15 protein-coding genes are annotated in these 20,896 nt (G+C 30.8%); 9 read left to right on the forward strand and 6 right to left on the reverse strand.

Annotated elements, in window-relative coordinates:
* Window positions 1–49 precede the first annotated feature (49 nt).
* Window positions 50–559 (reverse strand): acyl-CoA thioesterase, encoded by a 510-nt coding sequence (locus ATE90_RS01085; RefSeq protein WP_036782876.1) that lies wholly within the window; start codon window positions 557–559, stop codon window positions 50–52.
* A 43-nt stretch (window positions 560–602) separates the two neighbouring features.
* Window positions 603–1,514 carry an SPOR domain-containing protein gene (locus tag ATE90_RS01090; RefSeq protein WP_036782879.1) on the reverse strand — a complete coding sequence of 304 codons (912 nt, stop codon included), beginning with the start codon at window positions 1,512–1,514 and terminating at the stop codon, window positions 603–605.
* Between the two features lie 95 nt (window positions 1,515–1,609).
* On the opposite strand from ATE90_RS01090, the gene dprA reads away from it, so the two are divergent.
* Entirely contained in the window at window positions 1,610–2,710 is a 1,101-nt protein-coding gene (gene dprA / locus ATE90_RS01095; protein ID WP_036782882.1) for a DNA-processing protein DprA, read from the forward strand.
* 35 nt (window positions 2,711–2,745) lie between these two features.
* Entirely contained in the window at window positions 2,746–3,804 is a 1,059-nt protein-coding gene (locus ATE90_RS01100; protein ID WP_036782885.1) for a hypothetical protein, read from the forward strand.
* Window positions 3,805–3,818: 14 nt separating this feature from the next.
* Here the strand turns inward: ATE90_RS01100 and ATE90_RS01105 are convergent, their stop codons facing one another.
* Window positions 3,819–4,676 carry a DMT family transporter gene (locus ATE90_RS01105; RefSeq protein WP_036782887.1) on the reverse strand — a complete coding sequence of 286 codons (858 nt, stop codon included), beginning with the start codon at window positions 4,674–4,676 and terminating at the stop codon, window positions 3,819–3,821.
* Window positions 4,676–8,008 carry a transcription-repair coupling factor gene (gene mfd, locus ATE90_RS01110; protein WP_036782889.1) on the reverse strand — a complete coding sequence of 1,111 codons (3,333 nt, stop codon included), beginning with the start codon at window positions 8,006–8,008 and terminating at the stop codon, window positions 4,676–4,678. The genes ATE90_RS01105 and mfd overlap by 1 nt, the downstream gene beginning before the upstream one ends.
* 370 nt (window positions 8,009–8,378) lie before the next feature.
* On the opposite strand from mfd, the gene ATE90_RS01115 reads away from it, so the two are divergent.
* The gene (locus ATE90_RS01115) at window positions 8,379–8,969 is read left to right on the forward strand and encodes a hypothetical protein (RefSeq protein WP_143741094.1); all 591 of its coding nucleotides are present in this window, start codon (window positions 8,379–8,381) and stop codon (window positions 8,967–8,969) included.
* On the opposite strand, the gene ATE90_RS01120 is transcribed toward ATE90_RS01115, so the two are convergent.
* Both ATE90_RS01120 and ATE90_RS01125 read right to left on the reverse strand, forming a co-directional pair.
* Entirely contained in the window at window positions 8,966–9,454 is a 489-nt protein-coding gene (locus tag ATE90_RS01120; RefSeq protein WP_036782894.1) for a thioredoxin family protein, read from the reverse strand. The two genes, ATE90_RS01115 and ATE90_RS01120, sit on opposite strands and share 4 nt — an antisense overlap.
* Window positions 9,455–11,686 carry a TonB-dependent receptor gene (locus tag ATE90_RS01125; protein ID WP_235317764.1) on the reverse strand — a complete coding sequence of 744 codons (2,232 nt, stop codon included), beginning with the start codon at window positions 11,684–11,686 and terminating at the stop codon, window positions 9,455–9,457.
* Window positions 11,687–11,799: 113 nt separating this feature from the next.
* On the opposite strand from ATE90_RS01125, the gene ATE90_RS01130 reads away from it, so the two are divergent.
* The 6 genes from ATE90_RS01130 to atpD all read left to right on the forward strand — a co-directional run bounded on the left by ATE90_RS01130 (window position 11,800) and on the right by atpD (window position 20,879).
* Complete coding sequence (locus tag ATE90_RS01130; RefSeq protein ID WP_036782897.1) at window positions 11,800–12,453, forward strand: metal-dependent transcriptional regulator; 654 nt, start codon at window positions 11,800–11,802, stop codon at window positions 12,451–12,453.
* Window positions 12,453–13,289, forward strand: coding sequence for a ZIP family metal transporter (locus ATE90_RS01135; RefSeq protein WP_091955222.1), 837 nt, complete (start codon window positions 12,453–12,455; stop codon window positions 13,287–13,289). The genes ATE90_RS01130 and ATE90_RS01135 overlap by 1 nt, the downstream gene beginning before the upstream one ends.
* 76 nt (window positions 13,290–13,365) lie before the next feature.
* Window positions 13,366–16,494: a UvrD-helicase domain-containing protein gene (locus ATE90_RS01140; RefSeq protein WP_101450631.1), complete on the forward strand. Its 3,129-nt coding sequence runs from the start codon at window positions 13,366–13,368 to the stop codon at window positions 16,492–16,494.
* Between the two features lie 48 nt (window positions 16,495–16,542).
* Window positions 16,543–17,736, forward strand: a complete 1,194-nt coding sequence (kbl, locus tag ATE90_RS01145) for a glycine C-acetyltransferase (RefSeq protein ID WP_036782906.1) — start codon at window positions 16,543–16,545, stop codon at window positions 17,734–17,736.
* A 115-nt stretch (window positions 17,737–17,851) separates the two neighbouring features.
* Window positions 17,852–19,210, forward strand: a complete 1,359-nt coding sequence (locus ATE90_RS01150; RefSeq protein WP_036782907.1) for an OmpA family protein — start codon at window positions 17,852–17,854, stop codon at window positions 19,208–19,210.
* 157 nt (window positions 19,211–19,367) lie between these two features.
* On the forward strand, window positions 19,368–20,879 hold the full coding sequence (gene atpD / locus ATE90_RS01155) for a F0F1 ATP synthase subunit beta (RefSeq protein ID WP_036782911.1): 1,512 nt from the start codon (window positions 19,368–19,370) through the stop codon (window positions 20,877–20,879).
* Window positions 20,880–20,896 lie beyond the last annotated feature (17 nt).

The raw sequence follows: 20,896 nt of genomic DNA on the forward strand, positions 1-20,896 counted from the left end.
ATTACCGCTATCGACCACAATATTTTATAATCTGTAAACTCCATATTTTTTATTTGAATAAAGCTTTAATCTCTGTGGCATCATCTGGTTTCATCTTTCCTGCTAAAATTAAGCTTAATTGTTTGCGTCTAAGAGCCCCTTCAAAACGTTCTTTTTCTAAAGTTGTTTCTGGTATAATTTGTGGAATCTTTACCGGTTTTCCAGTTTCATCAACAGCTACAAAAGTATAAATACCTTCATTAACTTTTGTTCTTTGGCCGGATTGTCTGTCTTCAATCCAAACATCAACATAAATCTCCATGGATGATTTAAAAGCTCTAGAAACTTTAGCTTCTACAGTAACTACACTCCCGACAGGAACAGATTTGTTAAAAGCAACATGATTTACGGAAGCAGTTACCACAATTCTTCTAGAATGACGTCTGGCAGCAATGCTGCAAGCTCTATCCATTCTTGCTAATAATTCTCCTCCAAAAAGATTGTCTAAATAATTAGTTTCTCCTGGTAAAACCAGATCTGTAAGTATCGTTAAAGATTCTTGAGATGTCTTTGCTTCCATTTTAAAAATTTCTACAAATATAAGTATAGACTCTAAATAAATATTACTTTTTTATCAGTAACCAAGCATCTTCCGAAACTGTTGCTTGTATTTTATATAGGTTATTAATAGCTTCATTTTTATCTAAAAAACTATCAAAAGCTACTTCTATTAATCCCCATTTATTTGCACCAAGAATACTTGCTTTGTAACCTTGTTTCTTTAGTTGATTTACTTTTTTTTCTGCATTTTCAGGAAACTGAAAAGCACCAGCTACAACGTGATAAGGTTTTGAAACTACCTCTTCTTTCAAAACATTTAACGCTATTGTTGGCAGAGGATTAGTAATTACAAAAGTAGCGGATTGAATTTTTTTCTCAATAGCTTTTTCTTGATTTGCTATTATTGACTCTTGTTTATTTTGTTGATATGCATTGTTGCCAGCAAAGCTGAGTGTTAACATTATCGCAGCAGTAGCAGCATATTTTATAAAAGTAGGAATTCCTTTTTTGTTTTCTTTTTTTAAGATTGGAATTAAAGGTTTTACTTTTGCTATGTTTCTTTTTATTGATTCAGATGCTACTGAAGTTAACCCAAAAGATTCGGTTAAATAATTAACGGTAGTATTGGGTTCAAAAATTATCTGATCATTTTCATTTAATGTTAAAACGCCAACTGCCCCTATTTGTATAGGTTTTGTGTTGATTTCGTTTTTCCATTCAGTAACGGACAAAGCAATTATTCTAGAAGCTTTTTCAAATGTGATGTTTTCTGATGAAGCTATGTAGTTTGTCAACAAACCATCATTCACTTTTAAGTGACTATTAAACGTAATTTGTTTTGCTGGTGGATAAAAGGTATTTGAAGTTTCATTCACTTTTGCGCCAATTTTGTTGGTCACAAAACCACCAAAATCAGGAATAATTACACAATTATACCTGTAAAGTAAATCGCTAATGTAGTTGGCTAAATTCATATAAACAAATATAAAAAAATAGATGTTTTGAAAAGGGATTTCATATAAATTTTATCAACAATTATTTTTTATATTGGTACTCAAATTGTTATCTATTGGAAGAAGAAAATTTATTAGCTGTTTTGCGCTTGCAGAAAAGTAAAGCTATTGGCGATATTTTAGCTAAAAAACTTATTGTTACTGTGGGAGATGTTGCTCAGATTTTTAAAGAAAAATCAGCTACTCTTCAAAAAATCAACGGCATTGGGAGTCATGCAATCAAACATTTGTTTGATACCGAGAATATACTTAAGGCGAAACAAGAATTGGCCTATATCAAAAAAAATAAAATTCAATATTCTTATTTTTTAGAGGATGATTACCCTTACAATCTTCATAATTGTATTGATAGTCCAATTTTATTATTCAAAGATGGAAATATAAACTTGAAAAATGATAAGATAATTTCTATTGTCGGTACAAGGAATATGAGTTCTTATGGAAGAGATTTTTGTAACAAATTAATAGAAGATTTAGCGGAATATAATCCTATAATCATAAGTGGTTTTGCCTACGGAGTGGATATTTGTGCGCACAAAGCGGCTGTAAAAAACAAGCTACAAACAATTGCAGTTTTAGCCCACGGTTTTGAGCAAATTTATCCAAAAGTTCATAAAAAACATATTAATGAAGTAAATGAAAATGGGGGGTTTTTAACAGAGTTTTGGAGTGAGGAAGCTCCATTAAGAGAAAATTTTTTAAAGAGAAATAGAATTGTTGCGGGTATTTCAAAAGCTACTATTATTGTAGAGTCTGCTGCAAAAGGAGGCTCTTTGGTTACTGCAGATATTGCCAATTCTTATGACAAAGATGTGTTTGCAGTTCCTGGTAGAACAACAGATATTTATAGTAAAGGCTGTAATAATTTAATTAAAAATAACCAGGCAAATTTGTTAACGTCGGCTAAAGATATTGTAAAAATGTTAAATTGGGATTTGAATGAAAAATCAAAAATAATTCAGAAACAATTATTTGTTGAGTTAAATGAAAACGAGCAAAAAATCTATGATTTATTGCACGAAAAAGGGCAACAATTATTGGATGTAATTTCTTTAGAATGTAATATTCCTATGTATCAATTGTCAGCAATTTTATTACAAATGGAATTAAAAGGGATTACAAAACCTTTACCAGGAAAGATGTTTGAACTTATTTAATAATCCTTATTTTTGAGGTGACTCAATCCTAGAAAATGTCTTTAGAAGAAAAATTAATATCAAAAAAAAAACCTACTTTTCCAATAAGTAAATCCTTAGAAAATTTTTTAGTGAAGCACAATAGGAGTACGGTAATTCCTATTTTTTACAACGATTTACTTCGTTTTCAAGGTTCTGTATCTGTCTATGATAAAAATGATGAAGATACTCTTTGGGTAAGGACATTTTACAATGAATTTGAAAGGAAAGAAATAGATTTAAGTCTTAAAAAGATTTATACACTATTGCATTCTGATGGTAATGAAAATACAATCCCTTTTCTTAACGTAGATGCTATAGATTTTTGCACATTTGGTAATTCTAAGCCTTTTCGCATTAAAGTAAGAAACATTTTAAATGATAACTTTACTTATTTTTATGTAAAAAAAGCAGATGCTTCCCGAGTATATGGTTTAGAGTTAGAACATTTGTTATCTCCTTATAATATAAACTATTTAGTTTATAAAGATACCCTAATTGAAGAGCATATTTCTGGTATTCCAGGAGATGACTTTATTCATAATATATTGCCAAAGTGTACAAAATCGGAAAAGGCTCAAATTGCTAAGGAGTTTGTTAAATTTAAAGAACGATGTTTCATCCGATTGTTGGGAGATATGCGTTCTTATAATTATGTAATTACGCCTATCCATGATTTTGATCAGATTATTTATAAAATTAGAGCTATAGATTTTGACCAGCAATCTTTTGAAGGAAATTTAAAAGTTTACAACTTACAGTTTTTAAAAGAAAACTTTAAGATGGTAGAAATGGTAGGAAGAAAATTGGAAAATAGCTCAATAAACCAATATAAAGCGGAAGAGCGTTCTTACATCGCGAAGAGAATGATTAGTTCTCCGGATAGAACAGCACAATTAATTAATTGTATGAAAAATGACACTATTTCTTTTCCTGAAAATGTAGAATTATTGAAGAAGCATTTAATAGAATATGTACACGATGTAAAGTTTAAGGATAATAAAAATATGGGAGAGATTTTAGAAACAATTTTAGAATTTGTAAAGCGTAATTACTTAGATATAAGCGCTAAATAGGTGTCTTAATATTTTTATTTTCTAATCCTTATACTTTCAAGAACAACTGTTAATAAAATTAGACCCCCTCCAATAAAAGTATTAATACTTGGTATCTCATTTACGAAAACGAAGGCAATTATTATTCCAAAAATTGGTTGAACACTGCTTATAATACTTGCTGTAGAAACAGAAAAATGATTCAAAGAATTTACCATCATCGTATGACCAATTGCAGTCGTTAATAAAGCAATTAGAACTAAAAATGGTAGTTGACTTTCAAAATTAGAAAAATCACTTAGAAACAACACAGGAGCTAGTAAGACAGAAACAATAACCATTTGGTGCAGCATTAATGCACTTCCATTGTAATTTTTAATATGTTTTTTTAAAGTAAGGTTTCTCAAAGCGTAGCAGAAGGCAGAAAGAATTCCGAATAAAATTCCTTTTAACTGATCGTTGTTTAAAGAAAAATCTGGAACTAGTATGTAAACTCCAATTAATACTAAAATTGCGAAAAAAATATGAATCGGATTTAATTTCTGTTTTGAAAAAAAAGGTTCTAAAAAAGCAGTAATTACAGGGAAAGTGTACAAAGAAAGCATACCTAAGGCTACGTTAGAAAGTTTTAAAGCTATAAAATAAGTGACCCAATGAGCACCCATAAAAAAACCGCTTATGGTAAAAGAGAAAAAATCCTTTCTCGATTTTATTTTTAAATTCACCTTTTTAAATCGACAAAATAGATACATAAATACAGAAGCAAAACTGGCTCTGCATAAAATAATTACTTCACTAGGTAGCGCAATATATTTTCCTAAAACACCAGAAGTACTTATAAAAAGGGTTGCTAACAGTAATAGAGATAAGTTTTTATTATGCGAGTTTTCCATTAGATTCTGGTTAATATTTGTAAAGCTGTTTTTACAGAATCTATTTTAATAAAGGTAATTAATAAACGTAATCCGTTTTTAGTTTCTTTCTCTTTCATTACACAATTTTTAGAATTCTGTTGAACATATTTTAGCATTTTTGAAAATGCTGCTGTTTGATAAAATTCACTTTGCTGATTAGAAACAAAATACCCAATCATTCTTTTTTGTTTTAAAATGATTTTCTCTAAACCTAATTCTTTTGCTAACCATTTTATTCTAACAGAATCTAAAAGATCCAAGACTTCATTTGGCACTTCTCCAAATCTATCTACAATTTCTGTTTCAAAAACTTGTAATTCTTCTGCTGTTTTTAAGCTGCCTAATTTGTTATATAAACTCAATCTTTCCGTAATTGAATTTACGTAGTCATCAGGAAATAAAATTTCAAAATCTGTATCAATTTGCACCTCTTTTACAAACTCTTTAGGTTTAGAGTTGTCTGCTGGATACAATTCTTTAAATTCATTTTCTTTTAGTTCCTCAATAGCTTCCTGTAATATTTTTTGATAGGTGTCAAAGCCAATATCATTGATGAAGCCACTTTGTTCGCCGCCTAATAAATCTCCAGCACCCCTAATTTCTAAATCTTTCATTGCAATATTAATTCCGCTTCCTAAATCAGAAAATAAAACCAGCGCTTCTATTCTTTTTCTGGCATCATCGGTCATCATGTGATAAGGAGGCGTTATAAAATAACAGAATGCTTTTTTGTTAGAACGCCCAACTCGACCTCGCATTTGATGCAAATCGGACAAGCCAAAATTATTAGCATTATTTATAAAAATTGTGTTTGCATTTGGCACGTCTAAACCACTTTCTACAATAGTTGTAGATACTAGGACATCAAATTCATTATTCATGAAACCGAGCATTAAAGCTTCCAGTTTTTTACCTTCCATTTGTCCGTGGCCAATACTAATTTTTGCAGATGGCACTAATCTTTGCAACAAACCAGCAACTTCTTTAATGTTTTCAATTCTGTTATGAATGAAAAAAACTTGTCCTCCTCTAGAAATTTCATAAGAAATAGCATCTCTAATGGTTTCCTCAGAAAAACGAATAACACTACTTTCTATAGGATGTCTGTTTGGTGGAGGAGTTTTTATAACTGATAAATCTCTTGCCGCCATTAAACTAAATTGCAGGGTTCTTGGAATAGGGGTCGCAGTTAGCGTTAAAGTGTCAACATTTTCCTTGAGCGTTTTTAATTTATCTTTTACAGCAACACCAAACTTCTGTTCTTCATCAATAATTAATAACCCTAAATCTTTAAATTTTAAACGTTGATTGGTTAATTGATGCGTTCCAATAATAATATCAACTTCACCTTTATTTACGCCCTCAATTGCAGCCGTTTTTTGTTTAGCAGTTCTAAACCTATTTAAGTAATCTATTTTAATGGGAAAATCTTTTAAACGTTCTGTAAATGTCTTATAATGTTGAAAAGCTAAGATAGTTGTTGGCACTAAAATAGCCACTTGTTTACCATTGTCAACTGCTTTAAAAGCAGCTCTTACGGCAACTTCAGTTTTCCCAAAACCAACATCACCACAAACCAATCTATCCATCGGTTGTTCTTTTTCCATATCATTTTTTACATCTTGAGTGGCTGTAAATTGATCTGGCGTATCTTCATACATAAAACTTCCTTCTAATTCATGTTGAATATGCGTATCTGGTCCAAATGCAAAACCTTTTTGCAATTTTCTTTTTGCATACAACTGAATTAAATTAAAGGCAATATGTTTAACTCTCGCTTTGGTTTTTTGTTTTATTTTTTTCCAAGCACCGGAACCTAATTTATATATTTTTGGTGCTTTTCCGTCTTTTCCATTGAATTTAGAAATCTTATGAAGTGAATGAATACTTACATATAAAATATCTCTTTCTCCATAGACTAATTTAATAGCTTCTTGCTTTTTTCCTTGGACATCGATTTTTTGTAAACCACCAAATTTTCCAATTCCGTGATCCATATGGGTTACATAATCTCCAATTTCAAGTTTATTTAATTCTTGAAGTGTGATAGCCTGCTTTTTTGCATACCCATTTTTTAATCTAAATTTATGATAACGTTCAAATATTTCATGATCTGTATAGCAAAGTAATTTGTTGTTTATATCTACAAAACCCTGATATAGAGGAAAAACTACTGTTTCATAATGAACTTCTTGTTCCGCATCATCAAAAATATCATGGAACCGTTTAGCTTGTTGTTCATTTGCACAAAAGATATAGTTGGTAAAGCCCGCTAAATGATGTTCATTTAAATCATCAATTAGTAAATTGAATTGTTTGTTAAAGGAAGGCTGTGGTTTTACATTAAAAACAATTTCTAATTGGTCTTTAGCTGTTGATCTCCCAAAATTTACTAAAGTAAAATCTTGTAATTGGTTTTTAATAAAATTACCATCACAAAATAATTCTGATGGTTTTGCATGTTTAATTTCTTTGGATACATCTTTGAAAGCTTCTTCTGATTTTTGAAAGAATTTATCCAAATTACCTACTAATAAGTCAATATTTTTGATGAAAACGACCGTTTTAGACGAAATATACTTTAAGAAACTTTCTCTATTTTCTTCAAAAGTTTTGTTTTCTACATTTGGCATGATAGAAACTTTCTTCATTTTTTCCTTCGAAAGTTGAGTTTCTACATCAAAAGTTCTGATACTGTCAATTTCATCTCCGAAAAATTCAATTCTATAAGGCTCATCATTAGAGAATGAGAAGACATCAATGATTCCGCCTCTTACAGAAAAATCGCCAGGCTCAGTAACAAAGTCAACTCGTTTAAATTTATATTCAAATAAAACTTCATTTACAAAATCGAGCGATAAGCTTTCACCAACCGCAACTTTTAAAGTATTTTTTTCTAATTCTTTTTTAGTAACTACTTTCTCAAATAAGGCAGCAGGATACGTTACAATTACAGCGGGTTTTTTACGAGAATTAATCCTGTTTAAAACCTCAGAACGCAATAAAACATTTGCATTGTCGGTTTCTTCAATTTGATAAGGTCTTCTATAGGATCCAGGGTAAAAAAGCACATTTTTATCACCTAAAAGTTGTTCTAAATCGTTTAAATAATAAGCTGCTTCTTCTTTGTCATTAAAGATTAAAAGATAAGGTTTGTCTGTTTTTTTAAAGCTTTCTGAGATAACAAAAGACAATGATGAGCCCACCAAATTCGTAATTTGAAAATGGTTTTGGTCTTGTTGAAGTGCTATAATTATCTGCGAAACATTCGTAGAATTTTGATATTTATTTACAATGTTTTGGGTACTCAACGTAAAATATTTTATGCAAATATATTAATTTGAAATAGGCTTATTGAAAATGTTTTTCAAACTTTTTATTTTTTCATGGACTAGGTGTATGTAAAAGTAATGGTTTGATAATTTTTTCAAGTAGGAAGAGTGTGATGGTTTTTTAGTAGCTTTTTCCGGGGCAAAAGCTGCTAAAGATTTGTTGTAGTTTAGCAGATAATGTATAAATTTTCAGAAAAAGGATTAGAGGTTATTAAGACCCGTTTTAAGTTTATGGCGGATGTTTTATGCAATTTTAAACTTGGGGATTTTTTTAAAAGAAAAAGTATATATTAACGAAATGGGTCCTAATTTTTACTTACTTTTATATGTAGTAAGATATCGTTCTTTTATGAAAAATTTAATTATAATATTTATGCTGTTTTTGTCTTGTTCATTAAGTTCTCAAAATGACCAAAACAAATGGACAGTTGGTGTTAGTTTGTCTACAGTAATGTTTGGGGATGAGGCTTCTAAAAAGGTTAAAGAAAATTTTAATATGCAATTCCCAAGTATCGAAATTAGTCGAAAATTAGGACAAAACCTATCAGTGGACTTTATATACACTGTTGAATTTTTGCAAGCTAGGAAAGGGGTAAACGCATTTAAATATTCCTCTTTTGATACTTATTTAAGGTACGAATTGCCAGAACTTTTTTTAAATATAGTTCCTTTTGGAGGTATTGGATTTGGTTACATTAAAGGGGCTACTACCACACCAAACCCTCAGGGATCCTTAAGTTTAAATATAATGGGTGGTGCTACTATTTGGGTTTCTGAAAGAGTAGGTCTTACGGGAAGAATAATGTATAAAAATGTGTCTTCTAGCTCTGAATCAATGGCTTCTCATTTTCAGGCAATTGGGGGTATTGTCTATAACTTTAATATTAATTCGGCTGCAGGAGGAGAGGGGCGCAAGCGAATTTGGGACGAGAAACATTAATTCTCATTCAAGGTTAAAAACTTCATTAGAATTGTTTGCATATTTTTACTACCGATATAATTATCTATTTGTAAATCGATTTCAATATTGGAATTCAAAATAGTTGTTGTTGGATAACTAATTTTTCCATTTATGGATGCTAATTCTTTTGTTAATTCGTTTATCCCTGTTTTATTTCCTGAAGGTTTATAAATGAATGTTTTTTTAAAAAAAACAATATCTTCTTTTTGTTCTGCATTTAGTTTTACGAAATAGAATTGATTATTTAAAAGATGTATTATTTTATCATTTGTAAAAGTAGTTTTCTTCATTGCAAAACAAATTTTACACCAATCAGTATAAACAAAAGCTACAATTGGTTTTGGATTTTGTTGATGCAGTTTTTCTATTTCAGGAAAAGTATACACTTTTAACGTTGTTTTTTTTGTCTGTGCATTCGTTGTAAAATATCCACACAACAAAATATAAAGAAATATTTTATTCATTTAAAAAAGTGTAAATCGTATACCTGCAAATGCTCTAATACCTTGATTCGAAGCATAAACATAACTTGGGTCAAAAGCTAATTCAGGATTTTTTACTGTGTCAATCCCAATGTCAAAAGGGTTGTTTGCATTGTTAATACTATTTGCAGGTGGTGTAAAGTTTAATAGGTTTTTTATCCCTCCATAAACTTCCCAACTATTGCTAAATTTTTTTGTTAACTGAATGTTTTGAATGCTAAACCATGGAGAAAATTCAGCCCTATTGTCGTTTACTCCAAGCAAGGGTAAACGCATTGGGCCATATAAATTACCAGTGTAATCTAAAGTAAAGTTAGTATCAAACTTATAAGAAATAGACCAAACACCACTAAATGTTTCAGTTAATAATTGCCTTGTTTTAATGTTGTTTTCTGTAACAGAAACATCCATAAAAGTAGCACCTATATTCATGGTAAAACCATTTGTAAACAAAATGTCGGAAGTAAAAGAAATTCCTTTAGATATTGAGTATCCATTTAAGTTGGCATAAATAATTTTGTTAGGATCAGATTCATAATCAGGTAAAATTCTATTATTAAAATATGTATAAAATATGCTTGTATCAAAGGTGATAAATATATTTTCTGTATTTATTTTTTTTACATAGTTGATGTTTGTATTCCAAGAAGTTTCAGGTTTTAATTGTCCCCTAAATTCTACTTCCCTAGCTCCTGTTAAAGCGGCATGATCTTCTGTGAAAACATTTGCGACTCTAAATCCATTTCCAATACTTACTCTAAAAATATCTGATTTATCTTTTGAATTCCACTTGTAATTTATCCTTGGCGAGAAAATATTTCCATGTATACTATTATAATCCCATCTTGCGCCTAATAATAATTTATTTTGTTTGTTAAGGTTAATTTCGTCCTGCAGAAAAATACCAGGTAAATGAGTTTTTGAGGGTTTATTTTTAATCCCATTTTCATCAATTGTGGCAAATGTATTATCATCATAAAAGGTATATCTGTATGCAATACCTAATAAAAAGTTATGATTTTCTTTAATTCTTTTATTGTAGACAAATTGTCCAAAGCCAATCAGTTGTGCTGCCTCATATTTATCTGTGCCATAAAAAGAATCTTGATAATGGCCATTTGCACTAAATTGAAAATTAATATTTTCAGTGGTTGGTAATTGGTATGTTCCAAAAGTTTCCCATCTATTTGTGTAGATGCTTTCACCATATTTAATGTTGGTTCCTCTGTATTTTTTTTCCCAATCCATTTCACCTCCCCATCTATCTTCATAGACGTATCTTCCAGCGATTGTAAATACTTTGTTATTCTTTCTTTCGATATTTATTTTATTAAAAAATGAAATTCGATGCTGTAAAGTTAAATCTGTAAACCCATCTTCATTATTATCTATTCTATTTTGATAATTGAAATAATTTACTCCTAATAGACTTTCAATTTTTTCTGATAATTTATAACGTAAACCAACATCAGTATTTATTTCTCCCCAAGAACTTGTAAAAGTATCAGTAGTTAATTTAGGGGAATTTGAGGGTCTTTTTGTGATGATGTTTATAATACCTCCAACAGCTTCAGAACCATATAATGTAGATGCTGATCCTTTAACAACTTCAACACGTTCTATTAATGCTTGTGGTATTCCTGTTAAACCATAAACTGTAGAAAGCCCGCTAACAATCGGCATTCCATCAATTAAAACGAATGTATAAGGTCCTTCTAAACCATTAATATGGATATCTCCCGTATTACAAACATTGCAATTTAATTGTGGCCTAACACCATTTACATTTTGCATAGATTCAAAAATAGAAGGCGTTGGGTTTTTCTTAAAAAAAGATGTACTATATACTTCAACAGGTACAGGGCTGTTCGATTTTGTTACAGGACGTAAAGTTCCTGAGATAACAATTTCATCTAAAGAATTATTTTCGGATAAAGAAAAATTTTTAGTCAGTTTTTGATTGCTATTAAAGGATATTTTTATTGTTTTTGTTTGATATCCAATACTGCTTACAATAAGCGTATAGTTCCCTTTCGGGATGTTGCGTAATTCATAAAACCCATTTTCATTAGACGTTGTGCCAATTTTTGTCTTCTTCAAATAAATATTTGCATAAGGTAAAACTCCACTTCCTGACTTAATCTTTCCTGAAATAGTATTTGTTTGTCCGTAAGAACTGGTAATTCCTAAAAACAAAATAAGTTTGATAAATATGTTCACTTTTTCATTTTAAATTTACGCAAATATAAATATATTTTTAGACTTGTCTAAAAATATATTTATATTAAAATAAAAAGTATATCTTTGTTTTACAATTATTAAATAAAATGTTTACACTTTCTGAAGAAAATTATTTAAAAGCAATTTATCATTTAGAAATAGATGCCGATAAAGGAATTAGTACAAATTCTATTGCTAAAAAATTAGAAACAAAAGCTTCTTCAGTAACAGATATGGTTAAGAAACTATCTGAAAAGGAGGTGGTAGTTTATAAAAAATATCAAGGGGTAAAATTAACTAATTATGGAAAAAAGACCGCAGCAAATATTGTAAGAAAACACCGGTTATGGGAGGTTTTTTTGGTTGAAAAATTAAATTTTTCTTGGGACGAAGTACATGATGTAGCAGAACAATTAGAACATATAAAATCTCCAAAATTAATCAATCAGTTAGATTCTTTTTTAGGATTTCCAAGCAATGATCCTCATGGAGATCCAATTCCGGATAAAGAAGGAAATTTAAAAATTATTGAAAAAAGCTTATTATCTACCTTTTATAAAAATGAAAGCGGTGTTTGTGTAGGTGTAGACGATTCGTCATCAGAATTTTTACGTTATTTAGATAAAAAGGGAATCACTTTAGGAAAACAAATTACAGTATTAGAAAAAGAAGATTTTGATGATTCTTTATCCATTGAAATGGACAATAAGAAATTTTCAATTTCAAATAAAATTGCGAACAATTTATATATGAAAAAATAATGAGTACATTCGATCAACTAGTAGTATTTGGAAAAGAACACCCAATATTGGCAGCATTATATGCTTCTCTTTTTACCTGGGGTTTAACAGCTCTGGGAGCATCTTTAGTCTTCTTTTTTAAAAAATTAAACAGAGCAGTTTTAGACGGTATGCTAGGTTTTACGGGAGGCGTAATGGTGGCCGCAAGTTTTTGGAGTTTACTAGCTCCAGCAATAGATAACAGTCCTGGAGAGGGTTTTTTAAAAGTTTTACCGGCAGCCATTGGGTTTGGATTAGGAGCTTTGTCTCTTTTTGGAATGGATAAAATTTTACCACATTTACATATCAATTTTAAAGAAAATGAGGCAGAAGGAGTAAAAACTGAATGGCATAAAACAACGTTATTAGTTTTGGCGATAACATTGCATAATATTCCAGAAGGTTTGGCAGTTGGTGTTTTGTTTGGGGCAGCATCGACACTTGTGGGGGTAGAACAAACAGAAATGATTGTTGCAGCTATTTCTTTAGCAATCGGAATTGGAATTCAGAATTTTCCCGAAGGTTTTGCCGTTGCAATGCCTTTAAGAAGGCAAGGTGTTAGTCGATTAAAAAGTTTTTGGTACGGACAGTTATCTGCAGTTGTAGAACCAGTTGCAGCAGTTTTAGGTGCTTTAGCAGTATCTTTTTTTACACCAATTTTACCTTATGCTTTGGCGTTTGCAGCAGGGGCAATGATTTTTGTGGTAGTAGAAGAGGTGATTCCGGAAACCCAAAGAGATAAATACACAGATATTGCTACTCTTGGTTTTATTGGTGGATTTATAGTAATGATGTCTTTAGACGTTGGTTTAGGTTAAAATTTAATAAAAAATATTTTTAGAAAGCCAAACAATAACTGTTTGGCTTTTTGTATTTTGCAGTAAAAATAGTTCTGTGCAACAACCATCAATCTTTCAAGTTTACAATGCTTCTGCAGGAAGTGGAAAAACATTTACACTTGTAAAAGAATACTTGAAAGTTTTATTAAACTCTGAAGATATTTTTTCTTTTCAGAAAATTTTAGCAGTTACATTTACCAATAAGGCTGCTGGAGAAATGAAAGAGCGGGTGTTGTCTAGTTTAGAAGATTTTGCTGCGGGAAAAGAAAACGATTTATTCAACATTATAATAAAAGAAATAGATGCTGATAAACCAATAATTCAGCAGAGAAGTAAGAAAATATTGGAAGCAATTTTGCAAAATTATGCTGCTTTTTCGATAACTACGATTGATAGTTTTACACATAAAATTATTAAAAGTTTTGCCTATGATTTAGGTTTACCTCAAAATTTTGAGGTTGAAATGGATGCAGTTTCTTTGCTAAATCAAGCAGTGGATGTCTTAATTTCTAAAATAGGATCCGATAAAAAGCTAACAAAACTTTTGATTGATTATTCTTTAGATAAAACAGACGATGATAAATCTTGGGATATTTCTAGAGATTTAAACGAGTTTGCAAAAGTGCTTTTAAATGAAGATGATATTAAACACTTTAGAGCGCTTGCTAACAAAAAATTAGAGGATTTTACAAATCTAAAAACCAAACTATATAGCCATCAAAAGGAATTAAAAGAAGCTATAAAAAATGTTGGTGAAGCGTTTTTAGATTTAATTGAAAATCATGGTATAGCGCACAAGGATTTTATGCGGGCGACAATTCCGAAATTCTTTTTAGATTTGAGCGCGAAGTCAGTAAATATTGATTTTCTAAAACGAAGTGAAACTATTGAAAAAGCGATTGAAAATCATCAATATTATTCGAAAACAACAACAACTGCTGTCGCTTCACTAATTGAAAATATTGTTCCAGAAATAATCAATTTGTATGCACAGTCGAAAGATTTGTACAGTCAGTTTTTGATGAATAAATTGGCCTTAAAAAACATCATTCCCTTAGCAGTTTTAAATAATATCAACATAGAATTAGAGCAAATAAAAGAAGAGAATAATATAAGATTAAATGCAGAGTTTAATCAACTTATTTCAGATAATATTAAAGAGCAACCTGCACCTTTTATTTATGAAAGAATTGGACAGCGTTTTCAGCATTATTTTATTGATGAAATGCAAGATACGTCTGAGTTGCAATGGCAAAATTTGATTCCTTTAATAGACAATGCACTAGCGCAAGAAAATAGTAATCTGTTATTGGTAGGAGATGGAAAACAAGCCATATATAGATGGAGAGGTGGCAAAGCAGAACAGTTTATTGAGTTGGGTTCTCCTTTAAAAAACCCTTTTCATGTTAAAAAAGAAATCCAGAGTTTAGAAACCAATTTCAGAAGTTATTCAGAAGTCATTAATTTTAATAATTCATTTTTTCAGCACACCGCAAATTTTATTCAAAATGACTCATATAAGAATCTTTTTATAGAAGGAAATAAGCAATTTGAAAATTCTAAAAAAGGTGGATTTGTTTCATTAACATTTCTCGAAAAAGAGGAAGATAAAGACTTAGAAAAATTAAAATATCCAAAGAAAGTTTTAGAAAAAATTAATAAATTAAAAGATAGTTTTTCTTTAAATGAAATTTGTGTTTTAACTCGGACAAAAAAAGATGGAGTTGCGGTTGCAAATTATTTGTCTGAAAATGGAGTCGATATTATTTCTTCAGAAACGCTGTTAATACAGAACAGTCCTAAAGTATGCTTTATTATTGATGTTTTAAAGGTCTTGCAAAATGCTAATGATGAAGAAACACGTTTTGAAGTCTTGTATTTTTTGCATCAACATTTGCAAATTAAGAATCCAAAACATATTTTTTTTAAAGAGTTCTCAAAAGTTGATAATCAAACTATTTTTGAATCTTTAAAATTGTATGGAATTTCTTTTGAAATTTCTACTTTTTATCAGCTGCCATTTTACGAAAAGATCGAAGAAATTATTAGAGGCTTTAATTTGATTCATACTTCTGACGCGTATTTACAGTTTTTTTTAGATGTTGTTATAGAGCAGCAAAGAAAATCTACAGATGTTGCTGATTTTCTCGAGTTTTGGGAACTCAAAAAAGATAAATTAAGTATTGTTGCTCCGGGAAGCTCAAATGCAGTTCAAATTATGACCATCCATAAGTCTAAGGGATTAGAATTTCCTGTGGTTATTTTTCCTTGTGATGTAAATATTTACAAACAAATAAATCCGAAAGTTTGGTTAAATGAATTACCAGAAAATTACGATAATTTCGAGGAATTATTAATTCCTTATAATAAAGAATTAAGTTATGTAAATGATACGGGCTTGGAAATTTACAATCAGCAAAGAGAGGAATTGGAATTAGATAATTTTAATTTGCTTTATGTTTCTTTAACAAGAGCAGTTGAGCAATTGTACGTAATTACGGAAATGAAAATTTCAGCAAAAGGAGAAGAAAATACAAACTTTTATTCTGGTGTTTTTATCAACTACTTAATCCAAAATAAGCTTTGGAAAGAGGGTGTTTTAGAATATTATTTTGGTGATGAAATTAGAGTAAGTAAAAATGAACTACAAAGTTCGGTTGCTGAAATTCATCAGAAATTTATTTCTACTCCTTGGCAAGAGCATAATGTTGTTCTATTAGCGGGTGCTTCAAAATTATGGGATACAAATCAAGGAAAAGCGATCAATTTTGGAAACTTATTTCATGAAATCTTGTCAAAAATTATCACGGAAAAAGATGTTAGTAAAATTATAGCGGCATATCATCAAGAAGGAATCATAGATAAAAATCAATTATTAATAATCAATAGCACAATTATTTCTGTTGTAAACCACCCTAAACTGGCGTCGTATTTTTCGGAAGAAGTCACGGTATATAATGAGAGGGAAATTGTAGATACAGATAATCAAATTATTATACCAGATAGATTGGTTTTTTTGGGTGAGAATGAAGTTGTAATTATAGATTACAAAACAGGAAACCCATCAGCAGAAAATCACCAACAATTGTTAAAATACGAGCGAGTTTTAAAAACGATGCATTTTAAAGTAGATAAAAAACTACTCATATATATTAATGATAAAATTGATGTTGTTGAAGTATAATCAAAAACAATAAACTTTGTAACTTTGTCCTCATTAAATTAATAAAAAATGTACGGTAAAATTAAGGATACTTTAAAAAAAGAGATTCAGGAAATAAAAGATGCTGGTTTATATAAGTCTGAAAGAGTTATAACATCTTCACAAGATGCAGTTGTGAAAATTTCTACAGGAGAAGAAGTCATTAACTTCTGTGGAAATAATTATTTAGGATTGTCAAACCATCCAGCAGTTATTCAAGCTGCAAAGGACACCATGGATACCCATGGTTTTGGAATGTCTTCTGTTCGTTTTATTTGCGGAACCCAAGATATTCATAAACGTCTAGAAGAAAAGATAGCGGAGTTTTATTCAACAGAAGATACTATTTTATATGCAGCTTGTTTTGATGCAAATGGTGGTGTTTTTGAACCACTGTTAACAAAAGAAGATGCTATTATTTCTGATAGTTTAAACCATGCTTCAATTATAGACGGAGTTCGTTTATGTAAAGCTGGCCGTTATCGATATAATAACAACGACATGTCTTCTCTAGAAGAGCAGTTAATAGAAGCGAATAAACAAAGTCATAGATTTAAAATCATTGTTACTGATGGTGTTTTTTCTATGGATGGGATCGTCGCTAAACTCGATGAAATTTGTGATTTGGCAGATAAATACGATGCTTTGGTGATGGTTGATGAATGCCATGCTACAGGTTTTATTGGTAAAACAGGTAGAGGTACTGTTGAGTTGAAAAATGTAATGGATAGAGTTGATATTGTTACAGGAACTTTAGGGAAAGCTCTAGGTGGTGCCATGGGTGGTTATACTACGGGTAAAAAAGAAATTATAGAAATTTTACGTCAACGTTCAAGGCCATATTTATTTTCAAATTCATTAGCGCCAGCTATTGTTGGGGCTTCAATAAAAGTATTTGAATTAATTTCTAAAGATACATCGCTACGAGATAAATTAGAATGGAATACAAATTATTTTAGAACTAAAATGGAAAATGCTGGTTTTGATTTGGTTGGCGCAGATGCTGCAATTGTACCTGTGATGCTATATGATGCCAAACTGTCTCAAACCATGGCTAATAAATTATTAGAAGAGGGTATTTACGTTGTGGGCTTCTTTTTTCCTGTAGTTCCCCATGAAAAAGCACGAATTAGGGTTCAGTTATCAGCAGCCCATGAAAAAGAGCATTTAGACAGAGCTATTAGCGCTTTTATAAAAGTAGGAAAAGAACTAAAAGTTATTTAAAATTGATAAAAACTTACAGTTTTAGGAATATTTTGTACTTTTGTCTTTGTTAATTCAGCAGAAGACTTTACTTTTGCCTATTATAATAACGAACTTTTAATTTAAAAATTTGATAATGAAACGATTAAAAATAGCTGTGATAGCTTTGTTTGCGTTAATTGCTACTAGCAATGTAAACGCTCAGGATGAAAATAATCCTTGGGTAGTAGGGTTTGGAATGAATATTGTAGATTTTTATGGTGGTGATGATTTTGGTGACCATGTTAAGGATCTTTTTGGTAGTAGTGATTGGAATTATGTTTCTTCAATTTCTAGAGTTTCTGTAGAGAAATATTTAGAAAAAGGGTTTACTTTACAAATCGCAGGGACTTTAAATAGAATTACTTTTGACCAAGTTAGAGATGATTCAGATTTTTTCTATTATTCAATTGGAGCAGCTGTAAAATATGATTTAAACAATTTAGTAGGTGAAACTTCTCAATGGTTTGATCCTTATGTTTATTTAGGTGGAGATTACGTTTCAGCTAATTCTACGCAAGAAGGAATGATTAATTTGGGTGTTGGTTTTAACACTTGGTTTAGTGATAACTTAGGGTTAAATTTCCAAACAGGTACTAAAAAAGGTTTTTCAGATAACGTAAAAACTCATTATCAAACTTCTTTAGGTTTAGTTGTTAAATTTGGAGGAAAAGATACAGATGGAGATGGCGTATATGATAAAAAAGATGCTTGTCCAGAGGTTGCAGGTTTAATAGAATTCAATGGTTGCCCTGATGCTGATGGCGATGGAATCAAAGATTCTGATGATGCTTGTCCAAATGTTGCAGGTTTAGCAGCAATGAATGGTTGTCCTGATGCTGATGGTGATGGAGTTGCTGATAAAGACGATATGTGTCCTAATGCTAAAGGAACAAAAGCGAACAAAGGTTGCCCAGATTCTGATGGTGATGGTTTAGTTGATAAAGATGACAAATGTGCTACTATTGCAGGTCCTTCGGCAAACGGTGGATGTCCTTGGCCAGATACAGATGGTGATGGTGTTTTAGATAAAGATGATAATTGTAAGACTGAAGTAGGTCCTGCTTCCAATAATGGATGCCCAGAACCAGTGATTACTGAAGCTGCAAAAATGGGAGTAGATACATTTGCAAAAGCTATTTTATTTAACACGGGTAGAGCTAGTTTCAAATCTGGAGTTTCTAAACAAATAGATGGAATGTTAGCTATTATGAATGAATTTCCAAAAGCAGAGTTTGACATTAAAGGATATACTGACTCTACAGGTAGTGCTTCAAATAATTTAAAATTATCTGAGAAAAGAGCTAATGCAGTTAGAAATTATTTGATTTCAAAAGGTATTGCTGCTTCAAGATTAATTGCAAAAGGTTATGGCGAAGACGCTCCAATAGACTCTAATAAAACTAGAGCTGGTAGATCAAACAATAGAAGAGTTGAGGTTAAAGTATCTAATTAATCCCTGAACTTAAAAAAAAGTTAAAAGCCTCATCAATTTGATGAGGCTTTTTTTAGTTAAAAACTTTTTTAAATTCAAACAAAAAAAAGTACCTTTGCCCCTTTAAATTGAGAGGGTATATCCCATATAAAAAAATAATAATTTAATTAGATACAAAATGTCTACAACAACAGGTAAAGTTTCTCAAATAATTGGGCCAGTTATTGATGTTGAGTTCAATACTGAAAACAACGAACTTCCTAGAATTTATGATTCATTAGAAATTAAAAAAACTGATGGTTCTATTCTAGTATTAGAAGTACAACAACATATTGGAGAAGATACCGTTAGAACCATCTCTATGGATGCTACTGATGGATTAAGTAGAGGAGTAGAAGTTATAGCTACAGGTAATCCAATACAAATGCCAATTGGTAATGATATATATGGTCGTTTATTCAATGTTACTGGAGATGCAATTGATGGATTAGGAAATCTAAAGAAAGAAGGAGAAGACGGATTACCTATTCATAGGTCTGCACCTAGATTCGAGGATTTATCTGTATCTACAGAGGTTTTGTTTACAGGAATTAAAGTAATTGACTTAATTGAGCCTTATGCAAAAGGGGGTAAAATTGGTTTATTTGGAGGAGCTGGAGTTGGTAAAACTGTATTGATTCAAGAATTAATCAACAATATTGCAAAAGGACATGGTGGATTATCAGTTTTTGCAGGTGTTGGAGAAAGAACTCGTGAAGGGAATGATTTACTTCGTGAAATGTTAGAATCTGGAATTATTAAATATGGTGATGACTTTATGCATTCTATGGAAGAAGGCGGATGGGATTTATCTAAAGTTGATAAGCCAGGAATGAGAGAATCTAAAGCGACTTTTGTTTTTGGACAAATGAATGAGCCACCAGGAGCGCGTGCAAGAGTAGCTTTGTCAGGTTTAACAATTGCTGAATATTTTAGAGATGGAGCTGGAGATGCTCAAGGAAAAGATGTACTTTTCTTTGTTGATAATATTTTTAGATTTACACAAGCTGGTTCTGAGGTTTCTGCTTTATTAGGTCGTATGCCTTCTGCAGTTGGATATCAACCAACATTGGCTACAGAAATGGGTGCAATGCAAGAACGTATTACCTCAACTAAAAAAGGTTCTATTACATCTGTACAAGCAGTTTATGTTCCTGCAGATGATTTAACAGATCCTGCGCCAGCAACTACATTTGCTCACTTAGATGCAACTACAGTATTGTCGCGTAAAATTGCAGAATTAGGGATATATCCAGCTGTAGATCCTTTAGATTCAACTTCAAGAATCTTATCTGCTGAAATTTTAGGTGCAGAACATTATAATACAGCCACAGCTGTAAAAGAAATTTTACAACGTTATAAGGAATTGCAGGATATTATCGCAATTTTAGGTATGGAAGAATTATCTGAAGAAGATAAATTAGTTGTGCATAGAGCAAGACGTGTTCAACGTTTCTTGTCTCAGCCTTTTCATGTTGCTGAACAATTTACGGGTATACCAGGAGTTTTAGTAGATATTAAAGACACTATTAAAGGATTTAATATGATTATGGATGGTGAGTTAGATAAATATCCAGAAGCAGCATTTAACTTAAGAGGGTCAATTCAGGATGCAATCGATGCTGGAGAAAAAATGTTAGCTGAAGCATAAACTAAGTTTTGAGTTTT

Origin of the sequence: Polaribacter sp. Hel1_33_96 (assembly GCF_002846595.1) — a bacterium.
In the GTDB taxonomy this organism is placed as follows: Bacteria; Bacteroidota; Bacteroidia; order Flavobacteriales; family Flavobacteriaceae; genus Polaribacter.